This is a genomic window from Proteus hauseri ATCC 700826, from assembly GCF_001654965.1.
Classification (GTDB): domain Bacteria; phylum Pseudomonadota; class Gammaproteobacteria; order Enterobacterales; family Enterobacteriaceae; genus Proteus; species Proteus hauseri.
Genome location: NZ_LXEV01000023.1, coordinates 100,282 through 122,129, shown reverse-complemented (window position 1 = coordinate 122,129; position 21,848 = coordinate 100,282). Strand labels below are relative to the sequence as shown.

General features: G+C 36.8%; 23 protein-coding genes. 14 read left to right on the top strand and 9 right to left on the bottom strand.

Annotated elements, in window-relative coordinates; all coding sequences use genetic code 11:
- The first annotated feature begins 415 nt into the window (after positions 1 to 415).
- Together mdtJ and mdtI are read left to right on the top strand one after the other, a co-directional pair.
- Positions 416 to 859, top strand: coding sequence for a multidrug/spermidine efflux SMR transporter subunit MdtJ (gene mdtJ / locus M997_RS10270; protein ID WP_064720023.1), 444 nt, complete (start codon positions 416 to 418; stop codon positions 857 to 859).
- Position 860: 1 nt separating this feature from the next.
- On the top strand, positions 861 to 1,193 hold the full coding sequence (mdtI, locus tag M997_RS10265) for a multidrug/spermidine efflux SMR transporter subunit MdtI (protein ID WP_064720022.1): 333 nt from the start codon (positions 861 to 863) through the stop codon (positions 1,191 to 1,193).
- Positions 1,194 to 1,442: 249 nt separating this feature from the next.
- Here the strand turns inward: mdtI and M997_RS10260 are convergent, their stop codons facing one another.
- Positions 1,443 to 1,787 carry a RidA family protein gene (locus M997_RS10260; protein ID WP_064720021.1) on the bottom strand — a complete coding sequence of 115 codons (345 nt, stop codon included), beginning with the start codon at positions 1,785 to 1,787 and terminating at the stop codon, positions 1,443 to 1,445.
- An 85-nt stretch (positions 1,788 to 1,872) separates the two neighbouring features.
- On the opposite strand from M997_RS10260, the gene yoaA reads away from it, so the two are divergent.
- The 5 genes from yoaA (at position 1,873) to rnd (ending at position 8,493) form a co-directional block, all read left to right on the top strand.
- Positions 1,873 to 3,801: a DNA repair helicase YoaA gene (gene yoaA / locus M997_RS10255; RefSeq protein WP_082918421.1), complete on the top strand. Its 1,929-nt coding sequence runs from the start codon at positions 1,873 to 1,875 to the stop codon at positions 3,799 to 3,801.
- 113 nt (positions 3,802 to 3,914) lie between these two features.
- The gene (gene tsaB / locus M997_RS10250) at positions 3,915 to 4,610 is read left to right on the top strand and encodes a tRNA (adenosine(37)-N6)-threonylcarbamoyltransferase complex dimerization subunit type 1 TsaB (protein ID WP_239994670.1); all 696 of its coding nucleotides are present in this window, start codon (positions 3,915 to 3,917) and stop codon (positions 4,608 to 4,610) included.
- Positions 4,611 to 4,698: 88 nt separating this feature from the next.
- The gene (locus tag M997_RS10245) at positions 4,699 to 5,292 is read left to right on the top strand and encodes a Slp family lipoprotein (protein WP_064720018.1); all 594 of its coding nucleotides are present in this window, start codon (positions 4,699 to 4,701) and stop codon (positions 5,290 to 5,292) included.
- 294 nt (positions 5,293 to 5,586) lie between these two features.
- A complete protein-coding gene (fadD, locus tag M997_RS10240; protein WP_064720017.1) occupies positions 5,587 to 7,275 on the top strand; it encodes a long-chain-fatty-acid--CoA ligase FadD in 1,689 nt (562 codons plus the stop codon).
- Between the two features lie 99 nt (positions 7,276 to 7,374).
- The gene (rnd, locus tag M997_RS10235; protein ID WP_064720016.1) at positions 7,375 to 8,493 is read left to right on the top strand and encodes a ribonuclease D; all 1,119 of its coding nucleotides are present in this window, start codon (positions 7,375 to 7,377) and stop codon (positions 8,491 to 8,493) included.
- Between the two features lie 386 nt (positions 8,494 to 8,879).
- Here the strand turns inward: rnd and minE are convergent, their stop codons facing one another.
- The 3 genes from minE to minC are packed head-to-tail and all read right to left on the bottom strand — an operon-like array spanning position 8,880 to position 10,689.
- Entirely contained in the window at positions 8,880 to 9,149 is a 270-nt protein-coding gene (gene minE, locus M997_RS10230; protein ID WP_064720015.1) for a cell division topological specificity factor MinE, read from the bottom strand.
- Positions 9,150 to 9,152: 3 nt separating this feature from the next.
- A complete protein-coding gene (gene minD / locus M997_RS10225) occupies positions 9,153 to 9,965 on the bottom strand; it encodes a septum site-determining protein MinD (RefSeq protein WP_064720014.1) in 813 nt (270 codons plus the stop codon).
- Positions 9,966 to 9,987: 22 nt separating this feature from the next.
- Entirely contained in the window at positions 9,988 to 10,689 is a 702-nt protein-coding gene (minC, locus tag M997_RS10220) for a septum site-determining protein MinC (protein WP_064720013.1), read from the bottom strand.
- Positions 10,690 to 10,822: 133 nt separating this feature from the next.
- On the opposite strand from minC, the gene M997_RS10215 reads away from it, so the two are divergent.
- From M997_RS10215 to M997_RS10200, 4 genes are read left to right on the top strand one after another with little or no spacing between them, the layout of a single operon-like run.
- Positions 10,823 to 11,110 carry a YcgL domain-containing protein gene (locus tag M997_RS10215; protein ID WP_064720174.1) on the top strand — a complete coding sequence of 96 codons (288 nt, stop codon included), beginning with the start codon at positions 10,823 to 10,825 and terminating at the stop codon, positions 11,108 to 11,110.
- A gap of 24 nt (positions 11,111 to 11,134) precedes the next feature.
- Positions 11,135 to 12,259, top strand: a complete 1,125-nt coding sequence (locus M997_RS10210; protein ID WP_064720012.1) for a lytic murein transglycosylase — start codon at positions 11,135 to 11,137, stop codon at positions 12,257 to 12,259.
- Positions 12,260 to 12,313: 54 nt separating this feature from the next.
- The gene (locus M997_RS10205; RefSeq protein WP_064720011.1) at positions 12,314 to 12,970 is read left to right on the top strand and encodes a fumarylacetoacetate hydrolase family protein; all 657 of its coding nucleotides are present in this window, start codon (positions 12,314 to 12,316) and stop codon (positions 12,968 to 12,970) included.
- Between the two features lie 35 nt (positions 12,971 to 13,005).
- Positions 13,006 to 13,449 carry a cysteine cluster protein YcgN gene (locus M997_RS10200; RefSeq protein ID WP_064720010.1) on the top strand — a complete coding sequence of 148 codons (444 nt, stop codon included), beginning with the start codon at positions 13,006 to 13,008 and terminating at the stop codon, positions 13,447 to 13,449.
- Positions 13,450 to 13,537: 88 nt separating this feature from the next.
- On the opposite strand, the gene fetB is transcribed toward M997_RS10200, so the two are convergent.
- From fetB to M997_RS17850, 4 genes are all read right to left on the bottom strand, one after another.
- Positions 13,538 to 14,311 (bottom strand): iron efflux ABC transporter permease subunit FetB, encoded by a 774-nt coding sequence (gene fetB, locus M997_RS10195; protein WP_064720173.1) that lies wholly within the window; start codon positions 14,309 to 14,311, stop codon positions 13,538 to 13,540.
- An 82-nt stretch (positions 14,312 to 14,393) separates the two neighbouring features.
- On the bottom strand, positions 14,394 to 15,044 hold the full coding sequence (gene fetA / locus M997_RS10190; RefSeq protein WP_064720009.1) for an iron efflux ABC transporter ATP-binding subunit FetA: 651 nt from the start codon (positions 15,042 to 15,044) through the stop codon (positions 14,394 to 14,396).
- Positions 15,045 to 15,286: 242 nt separating this feature from the next.
- Positions 15,287 to 16,201: an alpha/beta hydrolase family protein gene (locus tag M997_RS10185; RefSeq protein WP_064720008.1), complete on the bottom strand. Its 915-nt coding sequence runs from the start codon at positions 16,199 to 16,201 to the stop codon at positions 15,287 to 15,289.
- A gap of 101 nt (positions 16,202 to 16,302) precedes the next feature.
- Positions 16,303 to 17,217, bottom strand: a complete 915-nt coding sequence (locus tag M997_RS17850; RefSeq protein WP_064720007.1) for a helix-turn-helix domain-containing protein — start codon at positions 17,215 to 17,217, stop codon at positions 16,303 to 16,305.
- Positions 17,218 to 17,308: 91 nt separating this feature from the next.
- Here M997_RS17850 and M997_RS10175 point away from each other — a divergent pair, with 91 nt between their 5' ends.
- The 3 genes from M997_RS10175 (at position 17,309) to M997_RS10165 (ending at position 20,583) form a co-directional block, all read left to right on the top strand.
- A complete protein-coding gene (locus M997_RS10175; protein ID WP_064720006.1) occupies positions 17,309 to 17,938 on the top strand; it encodes a TetR family transcriptional regulator in 630 nt (209 codons plus the stop codon).
- A gap of 54 nt (positions 17,939 to 17,992) precedes the next feature.
- The gene (locus M997_RS10170; protein WP_064720005.1) at positions 17,993 to 18,478 is read left to right on the top strand and encodes an NUDIX hydrolase; all 486 of its coding nucleotides are present in this window, start codon (positions 17,993 to 17,995) and stop codon (positions 18,476 to 18,478) included.
- 509 nt (positions 18,479 to 18,987) lie between these two features.
- A complete protein-coding gene (locus M997_RS10165) occupies positions 18,988 to 20,583 on the top strand; it encodes a methyl-accepting chemotaxis protein (RefSeq protein WP_074379350.1) in 1,596 nt (531 codons plus the stop codon).
- Between the two features lie 132 nt (positions 20,584 to 20,715).
- Here M997_RS10165 and M997_RS10160 read toward each other — a convergent pair whose 3' ends face one another.
- Positions 20,716 to 21,714 carry a 2-hydroxyacid dehydrogenase gene (locus M997_RS10160; RefSeq protein ID WP_064720004.1) on the bottom strand — a complete coding sequence of 333 codons (999 nt, stop codon included), beginning with the start codon at positions 21,712 to 21,714 and terminating at the stop codon, positions 20,716 to 20,718.
- Between the last annotated feature and the right edge of the window lie 134 nt (positions 21,715 to 21,848).

Sequence of the window (21,848 nt, the reverse complement as noted above, 5' to 3'; positions counted from 1 at the left end):
AAACTAAAACTTAAATAAAACCAACTAATTAAGTTAAAAAATTTCTCTGAAAGTCGTTGCTTTAAATAATTCGGCATGATAGAAATATCATGTAACATTTAACCATCTTATATGAGGGTTCGGAGTATATCGTGCGGATGGTCTGTGCGATGAAAGAATAAATAATCATGACTAGCGCCAAAAGCGTCAAAGTTAAACGTTCTACCTATAAGTTATTCCTTTCTGCTATTTTATCCAGCGAACACTACTGGTGTGGCGCATTATAGAAATCTCTCATCTTAATTCCTGACGCTATCAGGAAATGACGTTGCCTTAACGTTCGGCACTATTGCCGCCAGAAAGACTATCTACATGTTCTCTATCTTCTGCGCAAGAAACGTTTCGGCGTATTTCAAATGTGTATGAGAGATGAAAAATGATTTATTGGATATTTTTAGCTTTAGCTATTATTTGTGAAGTGATCGGTACTTTATCAATGAAGTACGCCAGTGTGAGCGGTGGTTACACCGGCATGATCGTTATGTGGCTAATGATTGCCACTTCCTATATCTTTTTAGCCATTGCAGTTAAAAAAGTGGCATTGGGTGTTGCATACGCCTTATGGGAAGGTATTGGAATTGTCATTATTACTGCATTTAGTGTTGTATGGTTTGGTGAATCATTATCACCATTAAAATTAGGTGGGCTTGCAATGCTAATTGCGGGGATCACTCTTATCAAATCCGGTACTAAGAAATCAGCTGTTGCTAAGAAAACAACAGACTCGGTGAAAAGTATTGCTGGAAAAGCCAAGCATGTTGCTAGTGCTGTAAAAGGAGCTAATAAGCCTATTTCTGTGAAGAATATCAAGGAGGCTTAATATGTTAGCTCAATTTGAATGGTGGCATGGTGCATTTCTTCTTCTTGCTGTAGTACTTGAAATTATTGCCAATATATTCCTGAAAATGTCGAATGGTTTTAGTCGATTAGGATTAGGAATAACATCACTTATTTGTGTACTCGGTGCTTTTAGCGCACTTGCAATGGCAGTAAAAGGTATCGAGCTTTCTGTGGCTTATGCACTTTGGGGCGCATTCGGTATTATTGCAACTATAGCTGCTGGTTGGATTTTGTTTAATCAACGACTCAATTATAAAGGATGGGGCGGAATTATATTATTACTGGTTGGTATGGTGATGATTAAGTTTGCCTGATTCTAATTAACCTAATAACTCGTAGTAAATAAGAAAATAATATTTATTGCACCACAGCAAAAGTAAAAAATTAAAAGGCTGAGTTCAAAATGAATTCAGCCTTTTTGTTTAATATTTATAGCAAATAGCCATGTCGGAGAGACTTATGGAAATGAATATCCTTCAGATTATTATGTTGAATTAACTAACAAAATAAATATAAAAAATAAAAATTAGCACCTGCAAAATAGGGTGCTAATTTAGACTTAGTTACAGTGCTGCAATAATTTTAATTTCTACTTTATATTCAGGGATCATTAATTGGGCTTGAACAGTACAGCGTACGGGTGCGCTACCTTTAGCAACCCATGCATCCCACGCTTTGTTCATTCCTGCAAAATCAGCTTTATCAGCTAAAAAAATAGTGGCATCAAGAATTTTGGTTTTATCGGAACCAACGCGTTGTAATAACATATCAATGGCCGCTAATGTATCCGCAGTTTGTTCAATAATATCACCCGATAAATTTTCAGGAACGCTGGTGTAATAGAGCGTGTCGTTATGAATAACGGCTTCAGACCAGCGATCTTCTGGGTCGATACGTTTAATTGTCATTATTGTTTCTCCTTTGTATGAACTGCGTGGGTGGCACTTTTTGTTATCCACTGGCATAATTTACGTCTTATTTTATAAAAAGAGTATGCCTGTGTCAGACGATTTTGCAGAAAACGGGATTTTAACCCGAACCGTTCCAGGATTTCATCCCCGTGAAGCACAGAGACAAATGGCTCAATCAGTAACAACAATTATTGATAACCAAGGCGTACTTATTGCTGAAGCGGGAACAGGAACAGGAAAAACCTATGCTTATCTTGTTCCTGCGTTGCGCTCAGGTAAAAAAACTATCATATCAACGGGATCTAAGGCACTACAAGATCAACTCTATAGTCGTGATTTACCCACAATTACTGAAGCTATCGAATACCAAGGTGTTACAGCCTTATTAAAAGGCCGCTCTAACTATTTGTGTTTAGAGCGACTTGATCAGCAAATGCTAAGTGGGGGTGATCTCGAAGCTGAAGTGTTATCGGATGTTATGCATATTCGTCATTGGTCAACGCAAACTGAAGATGGTGATATCAGCCATTGCCATTTAGTCGCTGAAGATAGTCGAGTGTGGCCATTAGTGACAAGTACTAATGATAATTGCTTAGGAAGTGATTGCCCACGATATAAAGAGTGTTATGTTTCTAGTGCACGTAAAAAAGCGATGGATGCTGATATTGTGGTGGTGAATCATCACCTTTTTATGGCGGATACAGTAGTGAAAGACACCGGATTCGGTGAGCTTATTCCAGAAGCTGAAATTATGATTTTTGATGAGGCTCATCAAATTCCTGATATCGCTAGCCATTATTTTGGTCAGCAACTGACTAGCCGACAGCTTTTTGATCTGGCAAGAGATATGACAATTGCATATCGCACTGAAGTCCGTGATCAAGTTCAATTGCAAAAAAGTGCAGATAGATTAACACAAATGGTAATGGATTTTCGTTTAGCGTTAGGCGAAACAGGGTATCGAGGCAACTTACGTGAACTTTTGCAAGGAACTGAAACGAAAAGATTTCTTACCTTGTTAGATGATGCATTAGAATTAAGTTATGACGTTATCAAACTCTCTTTAGGACGAAGCCAGTTACTTGATAGCGCATTTGAGCGCGCTACGATTTATCGTAATAGGCTAAAACGCTTAATTGATACCTCTATCCCCGGTTATAGCTACTGGTTTGAAAGTTATGGTCGTCATTTTCTTTTAGCCGTCACACCACTTTCTGTCGCTGATAAATTTCGTGAATTAATTAAATCTCATAAAAGTAGCTGGATTTTTACTTCGGCTACGCTTTCTGTCGATGAAAAAATGTCTTATTACACCGATAGACTGGGTTTAGAAAATGCCACGACATTAATTTTAACTAGTCCTTTTGATTATCAAAATCAGACGTTACTTTGTGTACCTCGTTATCTGCCGCCGCTCAATCAGCCTAATACTGCAAAACGCTTAGCTGCAATGCTCACGCCTGTGATTTTAAAAAACCAAGGCCGTTGTTTCTTTCTTTGTACCTCTCATGCCATGATGCGCGGGTTAGCGCAGGAGTTTAAAGCAAGTTTACCGCTACCTGTTTTAATGCAAGGGGAGATGGGGAAAACACAACTGTTACAGAAATTTGTTTCATCAGGAAATGCTCTCTTAGTGGCTACCCAAAGTTTTTGGGAAGGTGTTGATGTTCGTGGTGACACATTATCTTGTGTGATAATAGACAAGTTACCCTTTACTGCGCCTGATGACCCATTGTTAAGAGCTCGTATTGAAGACAGTGAATTGCGCGGTGGTGATGCTTTTCGTGATGTGCAAATTCCGGATGCGGTTATCAGCTTAAAACAAGGTGTGGGACGACTTATTCGTGATGTGAATGATTATGGTGCGATTATTATTTGTGATGACAGATTGGTATCTCGCCCTTATGGCGAAGTATTCTTAAGCAGTTTACCTCCATCACCAAGAACGCGGTCGCTACAAAAAACAGTCGATTTTTTACAACATCGAACGCAACATAATGAAACTAAATAAATATCGGGATCATAATAGTTATCGCACATAATGTGTGTTTATTCTGTTTAACACTATTATGATACAATTCTCTCTCTTTTAATTATCGAATTTGCCGGAGTTATGGCGTGTCACTGCGAATTTTAGCAATTGATACTGCAACAGAATCATGTTCTGTCGCAGTCTGGAACGAAGGTGTTGTTGCTTCACGTTTTGAGATTTCACCTCGTGAACATACACAAAAAATTTTACCAATGGTAAAAAGTGCACTGGAAGAAGCGGGTTTAACATTACAAAATTTAGATGCTCTGGCATTTGGTCAGGGGCCAGGTAGTTTTACCGGAGTACGAATTGGTATTGGCGTTGCACAAGGTATCGCACTTGGTGCCGAACTACCGATGATTGGTATTTCTTCTCTTGCAACAATGGCTGAAGGTGTTTTTAGAACAACGGGCAAAAAACAAGTGCTGGTGGCTATTGATGCTCGAATGGGGGAGATTTATTGCGCTCAATATCATCGTAACGAAGATGGTAAATGGCAGGGTGAAGAGACTGAAGCGGTTATGAAACCAGAACAGTTTCTTGAAAGTGTGGCTCATATCGAAGGTGAATGGGCTATTGCTGGTACTGGTTGGCAAGCTTACCCTGAGATGCAAAAAACGTTATCTCAACACATAATAGAAACAGAAATTACATTACCTGCGGCGCAAGATATGTTGCCTTTAGCGGTTTATCGCTGGCAAGAAGGTAAAGCGACCAAGGTAGAAGATGCAGAGCCTGTTTACTTACGCAATGAAGTGACATGGAAGAAACTACCGGGGCGTGAATAGCTGGTAATCAGTCTCTATTAGAAATGGTAGAGTACGACTATAATAATATTAGAGAGTCATGCTTATTATCACTTGTACGAGGTGGTTTATGAAAAGACAATTAAACTACCGTTTAGTCAGCAAAGCGCTATTTTTATCGGGTGCTTTGTTGCTAACCGGATGCGTCTCTATACCTGAATCTATTCAAGGCACAACAGCAGAACCTGTAACAAATTTAAATGTCGTGCTCGTGGCACCTGAACTATACATAGGCCAAGAAGGGCGTTTTGGTGGACGAGTGATAAATGTTAAAAATTTAACCTCATCTACCCAGCTTGAAATAGCAGTAATGCCTTTATCTAAATATGATGCAGCACCTGAGTTACAACAGCCATCAATTGGTCGTCTTTATGCTAATGTACTGCATTTTCTTGATCCCGTAGATTATAAAAACCAATACGTTACCGTTGTTGGCACCATTAAAGGTGTAGAAAAAGGTAAAGTGGGCGAAGCGACTTATCCATTTTTAAAAATGGATGTAACGGGTATTAAACGTTGGACATTAACACAGCAAGTGGTAATGCCGCCTCCAACGATGTCATGGGGGTATGGCTATTATGGTGATGCACCATTCTGGGGATATCACTATGGATATGGTGGTTACCCAACAGGGCCAGGACAAGTTGTGACTGTTTTAGAATAAAATACTAGCTTTTAATATAATGACAGCATGATATTTTTATTCCATTTGTGCGAAACGGTGTATAATCGGGGGCTATGATTTATTAGGTAACTATCTAATAGAGTTATTAAAGTTAAATAAAAGAGAGGGCGGTCTTGACCGCCTTCTTTTTTATCAGCTGAGAAAAATAAATATTTAGTGACACACTTCGCATCTTTACAACAGAAAATTGTTTGTGCTGGTAGGATGAGTTAATACTTTGTTAAAAATAAACATAATATTAACCAAGAAGTGCGATTAATCAGGAGTACTACTTTGGAAAAAGTCTGGCTTAAACGTTATCCGGCAGATGTACCGGCTGAGATTGACCCGGACCGTTTTGCATCCCTAGCTGAGATGCTTGAAAACGCTGTCGCAAATTTCGCAGATCAACCCGCCTTTATTAATATGGGCGAGGTCATGACTTACCGCAAACTTGAAGAACGCAGCCGTGCTTTTGCGGCTTATTTGCAAAATGGCCTAGGTTTAAAAAAAGGTGATCGAGTCGCCTTAATGATGCCTAATTTATTACAGTATCCCATTGCACTTTTCGGTATTCTCCGCGCGGGTATGGTGGTGGTTAATGTCAATCCCCTTTACACACCAAGAGAACTCGAACATCAGCTCAATGATAGTGGTGCAAGTGCCATTATTATTGTTTCTAACTTTGCTCATACGCTGGAAAAAATCGTTTTTAATACTAACGTTAAGCACGTTATTTTAACTCGAATGGGTGATCAACTTTCACGCCCCAAAGCGACTTTAGTTGATTTCGTTGTTAAATATATTAAACGGTTAGTGCCTAAATATAACTTACCTGATGCCATTTCATTCCGTAGAGCAATGCATTTTGGTTATAGAATGCAATATATCAAACCTGAAATTACAGGTAGCGATCTTGCATTCTTACAGTACACCGGTGGCACAACAGGTATTGCTAAAGGCGCAATGTTAACGCATCGCAATATGTTAGCAAACCTGGAACAAGCTAAAGCAGCTTATGTACCTGCTATGAACATCGGCAAAGAGTTAGTCGTTACTGCCTTGCCGCTTTATCACGTTTTTGCATTGACAGTAAACTGCTTATTATTTTTGGAAATTGGTGGTAAAAATTTACTTATTACCAATCCAAGAGATGTTAAAGGTACGATTAAAGAATTAGGACGTTACCCTGTCACGGCAATCACTGGGGTAAATACGCTATTTAACGCATGGTTGCAAAATCCAGAATTTCATCAGCTTGATTTTTCTAAACTTAACCTTTCTGTTGGTGGCGGAATGCCCGTTCAAAGTAGTGTTGCTAAAGAATGGGAAGCGCTAACAGGTAAACACTTATTAGAAGGTTATGGATTAACGGAATGCTCACCATTGGTGACTGGAAATCCTTATAACTTGAAAAAATACAGCGGTAGTATTGGGTTACCTGTTCCTTCAACAGATGTGAAATTTATGGACGATGAAGGTAATGAGGTAGATCGCACTGTCGGCGGCGAAATGTGGGTACGTGGCCCACAAGTCATGAAAGGTTATTGGAATCGACCTGATGCGACTGAAGAAGTAATGCATGATGGTTGGGTTGCAACGGGTGATATCGCAACAATGGATGATGAAGGTTTTATTCGTATTATCGACCGTAAAAAAGATATGATTTTAGTTTCAGGCTTTAATGTATATCCAAATGAGGTGGAAGAGGTTGTTGCTTCACATCCTAAAGTATTAGAATCTGCCGCAATTGGTGTGCCAAGTAAAAATTCAGGTGAAGCAGTTAAAATATTTGTGGTAAAAAAAGATCCATCGTTAACCGAAGATGAGCTAAAAACGCATTGCCGCCGCTATTTAACAGGTTATAAAGTACCTAAAATAATTGAGTTTCGTGATGAGTTACCAAAATCGAATGTTGGTAAAATTTTACGCAGAGAACTAAGAAATGAAGAAAAACAGTTGAAAACTCCAACTGAATCTTGATACAACACATCACAACCTTAGATAAATTCGCCGGTTTATACCGGCGTTTTCGTCATTAAATAAAAAGTCTTTAGACATAAAAAACAAGAGAAACCTGTTTTGAATTATCAATTGATTACGACAGACACTGCATTAGATATCGCATGTCAGGCTGCTTCCACCGTTTCACAAATCGCCTTAGATACAGAGTTTGTCCGCATACGTACATATTACCCACATCTGGGGCTTATCCAGATGTATGATGGTAAACAGATCTCTCTTATTGACCCTCTTGCTATTACGCAGTGGGCGCCTTTTGTTGAACTATTAAATAACCCAGATATCGTTAAGTATCTTCATGCTGGTAGTGAAGATCTTGAAGTGTTCTCTCATCAATTTGGTTGTGTGCCAACACCCATGATTGATACTCAAGTTGTAGCCGCTTTTCTTGGACATCCAATATCTTGTGGTTTTGCAACGTTAGTCGAGAAATACGAAAACGTAGCATTAGATAAAAGTGAATCTCGTACAGACTGGTTAGCGCGTCCGTTAACAGAAAGGCAGTGCCAATATGCCAGTGCGGATGTGTTTTATCTGTTACCTTTGGCTGAAAAACTGGTAGCAGAAGCGCAAGAAGCGGGTTATCTCGATGCTATTCGTGATGAATGCGAAATGATTGCAGAACGCCGTCAAGAAATAGCGCAACCCGAATTTGCTTATCGTGATATTGGAAATGCTTGGCAATTAAGAGGTCAACACCTTGCTTGTTTACAGATGTTAGCGCAATGGCGATTAAATCAAGCAAGATCACGTGATTTGGCTTTAAACTTTGTTGTAAGAGAAGAGCACTTATGGTCTATCGCTCGTTATTTGCCTTCGTCATTAGCCGAATTGGATGCTTTATCGCTTTCAGGGCAAGAAATTCGTTGTCATGGACGCCGATTACTTGATTTTGTGGTTAAAGCCAAAAACATTAACGATGAGGATTGCCCTGAACCCGTTCACAATTTAATTGAACAGCCTAATTACAAAAAAGCATTTAAAGAAATTAAAGCGGTTATTCAAAAGGTGAGTGAAGGAAAGCGTTATAATCCTGAATTATTAGCATCTAGAAGACAAATAAATCAGCTGCTAAATATCCATTGGAAAATAAAAGAAGGCGAGCCAGAGCTGTTTTCTCGTTGGCGGAAGGCATTACTAGAAGAACCCATTACGGAAATTTTAGCGCAATATCCTTAATAGAGACTTTATTAGAGGATTGCTACACGCAGTGTAATAAATCGCGATAATAGGTAGAGAGAGAGTTTCTTATATTGATATCTTATTTTGTTCTAAAGATATCGATATATAGAGCTCTTATTTTTGCCTATTTTTGGCATGAAAAAAAACGCCTATAAAATATAGGTGGTAATTTTCAGTGTAATAAATAGAAAAAGATTAATAGCTGTTTATTGCAATGTTACTCCTTTACTTATCGCCAATGATTAAAATAGCAATGAGATATGACGCTATTTGACCATTCGGATATATAGTTTCCCTATATAATTAAACACAGAGCCAATCAAATTAATTATAGTTCATGGCTGGCTCTGTGAATAATGGCTTATAGAGAGCGTTAAATGTAATTACTTTGTTGGCTCTTCATTTTCAGGCAAAGTGACATTCAGCTCTAAGACAGAGATATCATCGCCTTTTTGCTCAAATTGAACTGAAAGCATCTCTGGGTCTATCTGCACATATTTGCAGATAACACCTAATAAATCTCTTTTCATATCAGGTAAATAAGCTGGCTCGCTATCACCTCGGCGGCGTTCTGCGACAATAATTTGCAGACGTTCCTTGGCAATATTGGCTGTCGACTTCTTACGCGACAAGAAAAAATCTAGTAAAGCCATCTTTTACCCCCCAAAAAGGCGTTTCAGAAAGCCTTTTTTCTCTTCTTCAATAAAACGGAATGGATGTTCTTCACCTAACAAACGATTTACGGTATCTGAGTAAGCTTTACCTGCATCAGATTCATGATCTAAAATTACAGGCTCGCCTTGGTTAGATGAACGTAAAACGGATTGATCTTCTGGAATAACACCCAGTAGCGGAATGCATAAAATTTCAAGGACATCTTCCATACTTAGCATATCACCCCGGCTGACTCGGCCTGGATTATAACGCGTTAATAGAAGATGCTCTTTAATTGGATCTTGGCCACGTTCTGCCCTACGTGACTTAGATGCTAGAATGCCCAAAATACGGTCTGAGTCGCGCACAGAGGAGACTTCTGGGTTAGTTGTGATAACAGCTTCATCTGCGAAGTAAAGTGCCATTAGCGCGCCACTTTCAATACCTGCCGGTGAATCACAAATAATAAAATCAAATCCCATCTCATCGAGTTCATCTAACACTTGCTCTACCCCTTCACGGGTAAGAGCGTCTTTATCTCTTGTTTGTGAAGCTGGCAGAATAAACAGGTTTTCAGTGCGTTTATCTTTAATCAAGGCTTGATTTAAAGATGCATCACCCTGAATAACATTAACAAAGTCATAAACAACCCTACGTTCACAACCCATGATAAGGTCTAAGTTACGTAGCCCTATATCAAAGTCGATAACAACCGTTTTATGACCCTTTTGAGCGAGGCCGGTAGAAATGGCCGCGCTGGAAGTTGTTTTACCAACCCCACCTTTACCTGACGTAACAACAATAATGCGTGCCATGGAGTGATTCCTTGTCGATGCTCTAAATTAAGTTCTCGATAGTTAATTCATTCTCTTGCAAACTTAGTTGGACAGATTTTCCAACAAAATCAGCAGGAATTTGGTCGCTTAGCCAATATTGGCCAGCAATAGAAACAAGTTCTGCAGATAAATGCGTACAAAAAATTTGGCTTTCTTTATCACCAGATGCACCAGCAAGTACGCGCCCACGTAATACGCCGTAGATATGGACATTGCCATCCGCAATTAATTCAGCGCCTGCACTGACATTGCTAATAACAACTAAATCACTATTTTGAGCATAAATGCGTTGGCCAGAACGCACTGGTGTATGGATGATTTTTGTTTTCTGACGTACCTGAATTGGTACATCATCCGTTTTATCGTTATTTACCTGAGTTGTTGGCTTGGCTATTTTACCCTCATTTAAGATAGGTAACTGTGCGGCAATTATCGCTTCTTTTTGTTGAGTGTCTGAACTGCCACTAATTCCCACAACGCGTAAGCCAGCATCTTCTACAATTCGCCTCAGTTTTTTAAAATCAATATTTTGATCTGCTAATGCAGAAACATTAATAACCACAGGGGCGTTTTTCAGAAATTGAGGCGCTTGTGCGATTTTTTCTGAAATAGCCTGACGAATAACCTTCGGTGTTCCATCATTTAAATGAAGTACCGAAAGGGTAAAATTACTGCCTTTTAACTCAATGGGCGTGTTTGACATCTATCTGACTCAGTAAATTTTTTATAATCTGGCACAAAAAACCAGAGACGATATTACGAAAGTATATAAGCATGTTATATTTACTAAAATATTCAGGCAAGTCGCTTATTTTAATAATTAGAGTTTAATGAAAATGATTTGTGCAATTTACCGTAGTACCAAGCGTGATCAAACTTATTTATACATCGAAAAAAAAGATGATTTCTCTCGAATTCCAGATGAATTATTACAAAGTTTTGGCGAACCTCAATTCGCAATGCTGCTGAATCTCGCGGATAGACAGCGTTTAGCACATGCGGACATTGAAAAAGTCAAACGGGCGTTAATTGATCAAGGATTTTATCTTCAAGTACCACCACCTGTTGAAAGCATGTTAAATGCTTATTTAGATGAATTGAAAAAATCAGAAAAAACTGAATAAATCATCGAGATAAAAGGAGCCTCAATGTTCAAATATTCGCTCATTGGCATAATTGTTTCTGGTTTTGTGCTATCTGCGTGTGCAGATAGTCAACAAAAGCAAGTAGAAAAAAGTGTGATAACAAGTGAAACAACGCCACTTGGAACGCCTGCGCCTCTTCGATGGAAACAAATCAATGTTAGTTCACTTGAACAAACATTTCCTAAAGATTCGCGTACACCGGCACAATTTCCTGCTTATGTTGAGGCGTTAAAATTAAAAGCAGCTCAATTAGGTTATAAAGCAGAAACAATAGATTTTGCATTTGCAGAAGTTCATTTTATTGAACGTGTGGTGAAATCAGACCGTAATCAGCCAGAAAAGAAAATAACGCTAGATGTTTATCTTCCCCGCATTGTGACGAATGGTCGTATTAATGAAGGGGCTAAATTATATCAGGCGAATCAAGAAGCCTTAAATCGTATCAGTAATAAATATGGTGTGCCTGCAAACTATATAGTTGCATTATGGGGACTCGAAAGCGGTTTTGGTAAAGTGCAGGGCAAAGAAGATGTTATTTCTGCATTAGCAACCTTGGCATTTGAAGGTCGTCGAGAAGAACTATTTAGCCGCCAACTAATGGCAGCACTTGAAATAATTGAAGGTGGTCATTTACCTGAAGGGCAACGCTTAAAAGGTTCATGGGCTGGGGCTATGGGGCAAACTCAGTTTATGCCTTCATCTTTCCTTACCTATGCGGCGGATGGCGATAATAATGGCACCATTGATATTTGGAATAGTCGTGAAGACGCATTTGCTTCAGCCGCAAATTATCTGGCAACAGAAGGTTGGAAAAATGGACTTCCATGGGGAGAACAGGTTACTTTAGCGGTAGATTTTAACCAGCAACTCGAAGGCATTAAAGCTGAGCAGCAAAAAACGGTAGCACAATGGAAAGCGTTAGGCGTTCAATTACCTGCTAATAGTCAGCTAACAGATAATATGCCTGTTTGGTTAATTATTCCTGATGATGATATGCACAGAAGCTATTTAGTGACACAAAACTTCCGTACTATTATGCATTGGAATAGTTCTTACTTTTTTGCACTTAGCATAGTCACAATGGCTGATGGCGTTGCTAATAAAATAAATTCACTGCCTACTAAATAATAATCGGCTCTATAGTGAAATAAAACACAGCAAATTACCTATAAGGAAAATATTATGTATCAACACAGAGATTGGGAAGGTGCGTTGCTTGATTTTCCGGTCAATAAAGTGATTTGTGTAGGAAGTAACTATGCAAACCACATTAAAGAAATGGGTTCAGTACGTTCTGAAGAACCTGTTATTTTTATCAAGCCCGAAACCGCAATGTGTGATATTCGCCAACCTATTGCTATTCCAAAAGAGATGGGGGCTGTTCATCATGAAATCGAACTCGCCGTATTAATTGGACAGCCGCTTAAACAAGCCAATGAAGATCGTGTTGATCGTGCTATTGCGGGTTTCGGTATCGGTTTAGATCTTACTTTGCGTGATCTGCAAACCAAATTAAAAAAAGCAGGACAACCTTGGGAAAAAAGTAAAGCATTTGATGGTTCGGCACCATTATCCGGTTTTATTCCCGTTAACTCATTTGGTGATCCACAAAATGCAGATTTAACGTTACGTGTTAATGACGAAATTCGTCAGCAGGGCAACAGTCGTGATATGCTAACCCCTGTTTTACCCCTTATCAGTTATATGTCTCGCTTTTTTACCCTGCGTCCTGGTGATGTTATTTTAACGGGAACACCTGAAGGTGTTGGTCCATTAGAATCAGGCGATATGTTGGTATTAAGTGTTAACGAGCATCAGCTGACAACGCGGGTTATTTAATTCGTTTTGATGAGCAATAAGGTAATAACGTAGAGATGACACAGGCTTTTTGGCAGACTAAAACTTTAGATGAAATGAGTGATGATGAGTGGGAATCACTGTGTGACGGATGTGGACAATGTTGTTTACACAAGTTAATGGATGACGATACTGATGAAATTTATTTCACTAACGTGGCTTGTAATCAGTTAAATATTAAAACCTGCCAATGCAGTAACTATGAAGATCGTTTTCGTTATGAGCCAGATTGTATCAAGCTTACTCGGCATAATTTACCTACCTTTGAATGGTTACCAATGACTTGTGCTTACCGTTTATTAGCAGAAGGCAAAGCTTTAGCAAGCTGGCACCCATTAATTGCGGGTAATAAAGCAAAAATGCACCAAAGCAATATCTCAGTAAGATATATTGCTGCGCCAGAAACTGAAGTAGAAGATTGGGAAGATCATATTCTTAATCGACCTAAAGGGCGCGGTTAAATAAAAACCTATATTGATAGCCAATAAATAAAAAAAAGAAGCTTCAGCTTCTTTTTTTTATTTAGTTGAGTACAAGTCAAAGTCAGTATTATTCGTTATTTAACACAATTAACTGATGACGTTGATTGAAAAATTTCTTATAGGTTAAATAGCAGGCAATAATTGTTGAAAGGCTTGCGGTTGCCATCAACATAAAAGTAACCATAATTTGATATTTAACTGCCTGTAAAGGGTCGATACCAGCAAAAATAAGCCCTGACATCATGCCTGGTAAGCTGACAATACCCACTGTCTTTGCTGCATCTACAGTTGGAATAAGAGATGATTTAATACTATCTCGAATAATGCTCATTGAGGCTAACTTAGGTGTTGCGCCTAAACTTAGCATTTCTTGTATTTGTTGTTGTTGATTCTGAAAACGTTGCCCCAAATTATTGTAGCAAAGACCTGTTGCTATCATAGCATTACCCGCGATCATACCGGTAATGGGTATAATTTGAATTGGCGTAAATGCAATTGAACCTGTTAATAATAAAATAGTTAACGTTAATAGTGCACCCGTTGTAATGGCAGTGAAAGAAATAATAAAAATATCTTTTACATATTTACTGCGTTTTTTCGCATTATGTGCTGCGTTATAACAGATAAACAACACCATTAAAAATGTCAGAATAAAATGGTCAACATGAAAAATATAAGTAAGGACATAACCTACAATCAGCAATTGGATAATTGCTCTGGCGGTGCTCCAGATAATGTCTTTTTCTAAAGAAAGCTTCTCTTTATGACTAATAAAAATAGCAACTAGCACAAGTAAGAGAGAAAAAATAAGGGATTCATTACTTATCGTATGTTCGTTCATAATAGTATGTTCGCTCATAACAAAAGGATTACTCATAAAAATGCATTAATTCACAATTAAAAATTTTTTCAAAAGAGTGAGATTAAGTACCAGAATGTGAAGGTAAGTGAATAACATCATCAGCATGTTTTATTTCATTCTGATCATGAGTCACCCATAAAACGGCAAGTTTTTGCTCTTTTACATATGTGTGAATAGTGTCGTTTACCTTCGCCTTATTATCTTCATCTAAAGCACTAGTTATTTCGTCTAATAATAAGACCTTAGGTATAAATTGCAGATTTCTTATTAATGAAATACGTTGGCGTTCACCGCCTGATAATTCATTAATGCTTTTTTTTACTATTGAATTTGGTAAACCAAAATAATCTAGATCAGCGATGATCTTTTTTTCATCAACTGCCAGCTTTCGTAAGAAATAAGGAAATTGCAAATTATCATAAACAGTACTGCCAAATAGCATGGGTGTTTGGGTACAGTAAGAGACTTGTTGGCGATATGATTCTGGCAACATCGTTAAATAATCTTTGTTTTCAAAAAATAGCGTACCATTCGTTGGTGATAACAGTGATGAAATAATCTTTAGTAGGGTGCTTTTTCCACAACCAGAAGGACCTGTGATAAGCTTAAATTCAGCAGGTTCCAGCGAAAAATTAATATTATCAAGAATAGTTTTGTTATCTATTTGATAGCCGATTTTATCAAGACGTAAAAGCGAATTATTACTTTCCATTCTTATCCTAAACCTAGAAGAGAGAATATTATCATTATACACAAATGACGCTTTAGCATATCTGAGCTATATCAGTCATTGGATAGTTATACTTACCTTAAAGAGTAGGTGTCTTGAAAAAATTGGCAAGTGCAGAGTGTCAAAGCATTTTTCGAACAATAAAATAAAAAGCATTGTTATTAAAAAACGAAACAATACTTTTTATGATGAATATGAAGATCAGTTATGTTTTAGTACTATTTTTATTGTTTGGCATACCACTGTTTCATCATATTAATAATTTCATCAGTATGGCGTAAGCCATCTATTCCATAAAAACCATGATCTAACTGTTTATAACTCATAAATTGAATATTAGATTGCTGGATATTACGGCTTAATTGATCAAATGCATCAACATCTACATTAATATCGTTTAGTGTTTGAACAATTAAAACGGGAGTGTGATTATTTTTTTGCATGACTGCTTGTAAATCGATAGATAAAAATTGGTGCCACCATGATTTACCATGCTCACTGATTATTTGGTCATTATCTAGCTCATTGTTTTTAGCACTAATGGCAAATTGTTGAAAACCTTCTGTCGCCTCTTTAACGTATTCTAACGGTGTTGTATGACGAATATTATAAATAACATCATCGATAAAAAAGCGTCCTCCACCATTTAATGCTATACCCGCTTTAATGTCGTTACGCCGGTCAATAATGAGGTGAACCATTATTGCACCTTCGCTGCCGCCAACTAACACTAGGTTAGGATAATATGGCGATAATTTATCTAGCACTGCTGAATAGTCATTAGTACGTTGTGTCGGATTGTCTTTTAACATGTATTCTAAAGGGCAATCTTTACGTTCGTCGTAATTTTTAAGATAGGGCAACTGCGCTGTAATACCATATTTTTCTACCATCAAAATATCGCTATCAGGTAGCCATTGACCAAAAGTTTCCTGAATAAACGTATTATTTTTAATACTATTACAATCTGAGCCTTGCAGAAGCACTAACAGGGTTTTATTGTTTTCGCCGCGTTTATCAATGTAATAGTGGATGTCACTTCCATCTTCACGTGTTAATTGATGTGTGGAAATATCTGCGTAGCTCACAATAGGTTGTATAAATAGCGCTGAGAATAATAATAGCGATGAAATGCGCATAGTTACCTTATTTAGTAGAAAGTCACAGGATAGTAAAATAGGGGATTAGATAGACTAAAATTAAAAATAGCCTGGGTAAATCAGGCTATTGAAACCAAGTATTAATGTATAGGAACATAGTAGTCAATTTCTAATGTTTTAGGTAATTTCGTTAAATCAATATCCGTTTCTATACAAATATAATTTTCAATATCAGCGCCTAGGCGGCGACATAAACCTAAAGCAGGTAATGTATAAAAATAGATTTTCATCGCAAATTGCTTATATTCTTCTAGCGTTCCTTTAAACTGGAATCTGACATAACGACCTGCTGGAATACGTTTTTTTCTAAATCCACCTGTTTTTGTAAAATGGGTTAAGTCACGTAAACCAATTTCATAATCAATTTGGATCTTATTTTTACGCTCAGTATTTGGTTGATAAGAAATAAGTACGGTACTTTCAGTAAAGTTTTTATCGGTATACAGTAAAAAATCATTCCAAAATTGATGACGGATCTCTTCGTGTAACTTGCCAATATCTTCAATGGAGCAGAAATATTGATATTGCATTACATAAACATCGCTTTCTGGTAAATCCATTATTTTGGGGATCGGTAAATCAGTAACTGCAAAGTTTATTGGCGGCTGAAAATTATCGCCACATAAGATATCTATTCTACGATATTCAGTTGGAGTTACGCCAAATATTGCTTTAAATCGGCGAGTGAAAGATTGCTGAGAATCGAACTGATAACGTAATGCGATAGTTAGCACCGGTAGTTTAGTTAAACGTAATTCAGTTGCTGCTTTGGTAAGACGTCGCCCGCGAATATAAGATGCAAGGGTTAATCCTGTGGCTTGTTTAAAAACACGCTGTAAATGCCATTTTGTATAGCCGGATTTAATTGCAACATCGTCAAGTAACAACGGCTTTTCCAGATTCACCTCAATCCAGAGAAGTAATTCCTTGATAATTTCTATATTAAATGAGGATAAAGAATTGGAAGGGATAAGCCCATTGTACTGAGATGACATGATAATTTCCTGAAAAATATTTTGTACAGTTTACACAAAACTGATACCCATATATTATTACATACTTATGGTATGTTTTAAGGGTTTTATCATGGAAATAAAATCGCGGCAACAAGAGAATTCAGAACAAACACGCACCGCTTTAATCGAAGCAGCTCAATATTTATTTGTAAATCAAGGCTATTACGATGTTTCCATTGATGAAATATCACGTTATGCAAGAGTAACTAAAGGTGCATTTTATCATCATTTCAGTAATAAAAAGGCGCTATTAAAAGAGTGCTATCTTTTACAGGTTGAGTGCGCTGTTGAAAAATTAACAAAAATTCCTGTTAATGAAGATAAATGGATTGAGCTAAAAGAAATTTTTTCACTTTGTGTCGATCATATCTATCAGCATAAAAATGAGCTGATCCCTTTACAAGATATTATTTCAGTACTGGGTTGGAAAGAGTGGGATGAAATAGATGCAAATATTCTTATTCCTCGAATTCAATCTTGTGTTAATGCTCTTTTTGAACGAAAGGAAATTGACACTTATTCACCCGCCATTGTTGTTAATCTTATTTATGGTTTTGTTACACATATTTCTATTAACTTAAAAAATGAAGCGACATTACCAGAAGATGCATGTAACGATTTTAAAGCTATATTTGCAGATTTTTTAGCTGGAATAAAGCAAGCATCAAATCGAGTAAAGCAAGAAAACAAGCTTAAATAGCAGAATATGAAATGGCTATAACATTTTAATAAGTAAAACAAAAGGTAATAACAGATGGAGTTAAATAATATAAAAAGCCATTTTACTGCTACTGGTATTGTATTTAATAAAAAAGGGCAATTTTTATTTCACTTTCACCCTAAAATAGCGTGCTGGTTACCACCTGGTGGGCATATTGAAGAAAATGAAGAACCACAAGATGCAGCTTTAAGAGAGATAAAAGAAGAAACAGGGTTGCAATGCGAATGTCTTAGTTATCAGCCTGAATTAGCGCTTAATTTGGTGAACAAAGATGTCGTTGAGCTTATTAAACCTCTGGCTATTTTAAAAGAGCCCATTAATGATAAAAAAGAAGGGTTTCACTATCATATTGATATGATTTATCTCTGTCGCCCATTACTGCATAGTAAATTAACCAATAATTCTTTTCATTGGCTGACTTTGGCTGAACTTAAAACAAAAGAAACCCCTGAAAATGTGATAAGACTTATTGAACTGACAGAGAAATTATTAAAACAAAATTTTATTAAGCTTTCTTAATAAATAAGAATAAAATTGAATTAATAATAAAATAAGGTGGTTATAAGAAACCACCTTATTTTTTTGGAAATTAATAATAAACTTTATTTGATTTTCAATGGTCACTATGATTAATATAATTAACCTAATTAGGTATTTATACCTATTTGCATATTAAATTTAAATTGAATAAGAAAAGAACTAAAACTAAAAAATAATTAATGACTTATCTTTTTATGAGTAAAATCATGGGCATAGCAGGATATTATATAACTAATTTTTTGCTGGGAAGTTAAATGAAGTGTTTATTTCATAAATAAAAAATATATTTCACTACACCCTAAAGTTTTTTGTAAAAATTACCGACATTATAGATATGGGCAGTATTCAAACTGTCTCTATATTCTAATGAATGACTTTTAATCTTATTTTATTTACACCAGGGAATACTCTTTTTGTATTAGAGGGTATTCCAATATCTTACAAATGTGCAGATAAAAAACACCTGTATATTTTGATGGAATATGACCATGTTTAAGAACATCAGTATAGAAAAGACCGTAAAGGTCATGCTGGCCATTTTATTCACACTTATTATGAGCATCATTTATTTTAGTTATGATGCATCCACTCGATCTTATAATAACTTTGTTTCATCAAGCAATTTAAGCCAGCAAATGTTGCTTATGGGTAAAGCGCGTTATCAAATGGCTGTTATCCGAGCTAACATTAATGGTCTTGATGGACAGTTAAGAGTTAATGAAAAACCCTCGGCAAAATATTTTCATCAAACCGCCGAGTATATTGAAGTCACTCGTGAAGAAATTCATCGCTGGGCTGATGCCGAAAAACTCACAGTGGAAGGGCGTGAGTTAACAGATGAAATGACAAAACGATTTGATGAACTTCTTGATATTTTTAGTGGTGCGCTTGATAAATTGCGTAAAGGTGAATTAAGTACCCATTCCGCTAGTGCTAAAATGGATGAACTTAATGATATTACGATGACTTATTACGCATTAGCTAACAGCATTGAAAATAATTATATCGAGATTGCGAAAACATCACAGCAGCGCCTTATGATTATGGCAACTATAGCGGGTGTTATCGTTATTATCTTATTTATCTTTATATTACGTTGGTTCTCACATAGTTTTATTGGCAATATTAGGATCTTAATTAATATCTTCAGTAAAATGAGTCAAGGTGATCTCAGTATGAGAGTTGATAATCATGGTACCAATGAATTTGGACAATTATTCAATGAAATGAATAAGATGAAAAACTCATTGAGTCATATGATCTCATCAGTTAAAAATGCAGTTAATACAATTAGTGTTAGTGCGAGTGAGATAGCAACAGGAAATACCGACCTTTCTTCACGAACTGAAGAACAAGCGAGTGCATTACAAGAAACTGTTGCAAGTATGGAACAGATTAAAACAACGGTTGAGAAAAATGCAGATAACTCACGTGAAGCAAGCAAACTAGCATTAACCGCGACAAGTTCAGCACAAAATGGCGAAACAGTGATGGATAGTGTGGTAGAAACAATGTCTTCTATTTCTGAAAGTGCGAAGAAAATTTCAGATATTAATGACATTATTAATAGTATCGCTAACCAAACAAATATTTTGTCATTGAATGCCGCAGTAGAAGCAGCAAGAGCGGGCGAACAAGGGCGAGGATTTACGGTTGTTGCTGCTGAAGTGCGTAATCTAGCAAGTCGAAGTGCTGATGCGGCAAAAGAGATAAATGAATTAATCACTCATTCTGTTAATAAAGTTCAAGTAGGCTCACAGCAAGTCGCTCAAGCCGGTCGCTCTATGACTGAGATTGTAACAACAATTACACAGGTGAATGATTTTATGCAGCAAATTGCCCTTGCTTCTAATGAGCAGAGTATGGGAATTAACCAAATAGCGATGGCAGTGAGCGAAATGGATACAGTCACACAGCAAAATGCGGCATTAGTTGAAGAATCTGCAGCTATTACTGCGAATATGGATGACGAAGCACATCAACTTGCCGACTTAGTCGCACAATTTAAAGTAGAAGAAGATAATCAAGACACCTATACCCGTGGTGTTATTGAGTCGATATCTACTGAAAAAGATAAAAAATAAAAGTTGTTATTTGTTAGTAATACAATAAAAAAATCCCCTTTCAAAGTAAGTAATGCTAAATGAAAGGGGATTTTTTATTTTGAAAATATATCTTATACAAATAGCATAGCTTTAATCTTAACTGGCCGTTTATTAAGCTTTTATTTGATTAATACATTCAACGCCGTTAACAACTTCTTTAATATTATGTAAGGTTGTTTCACTAATACTGATCAAGGCTTCTTCAGTTAAAAATGCCTGATGGCCTGTAAATAATACATTATGACAAGAAGAAAGGCGGCGGAAGATATCATCTTGAATAACATCGTTTGATTTATCTTCAAAAAAGAGGTCACGTTCATTTTCATAAACGTCCATACCTAATGCACCTATTTTACCTTGTTTTAATGCATTAATTGCAGCCGCAGAATCTATTAAAGCACCGCGACTGGTATTGATAATCATCACGCCATCTTTCATTTGTGAAAAAGCTGACTCATTAAGCAAGTGATGATTATCTGCAGTTAATGGACAGTGCAAAGAAATAACATGAGAATTAGCATACAGTGTTGCTAAATCAACATACTCGGCACCTAAATCTAATACGGCTTGATTTGGATAAGGATCAAAGGCAAGTAATTTCATGCCAAATCCTTTTAAAATACGTAGAGTCGCTAAACCTATTTTACCTGTGCCAATAATACCTGCGGTACGGTTATGCATATTAAAACCCGTTAATCCTTCTAACGAGAAATTAGCATCGCGAGTGCGTTGGTAAGCGCGGTGAATACGACGATTTAAAGAGAGCATCATGCCTACTGCGTGCTCTGCTATTGCTTCGGGAGAATAAGCAGGAACACGTACAACAGTTATTCCTAATTCAGTTGCAGCTTGAAGATCTACATTATTAAATCCAGCACAACGTAATGCAAGAATACGAATATTTAAACTGGCAAGCTCTTGTAAAACAGGGCGGCTTGCATCATCGTTGACGAAAATACACACAGCATCAGCACCAATGGCATTTTTTGCTGTCTGTTCAGTTAAATTAAAATCAAAATATTCGATATCATAGTGATATCCATTATGCTGATTAACCCATTCCATGTGTTTCTGATCATAATGTTTAGTACTATAAGAAACGATTTTCATCTAGTCTTCTCTACTTTGATTAAATTTTTATTCTGAGGCTGGAAAATCAAGAATTATCCATCCTCAATATGAAAGAAATTAATACTATTATTATAAACGATTTTAACGAGATAAGTGGATGATTCTGGTTTGTT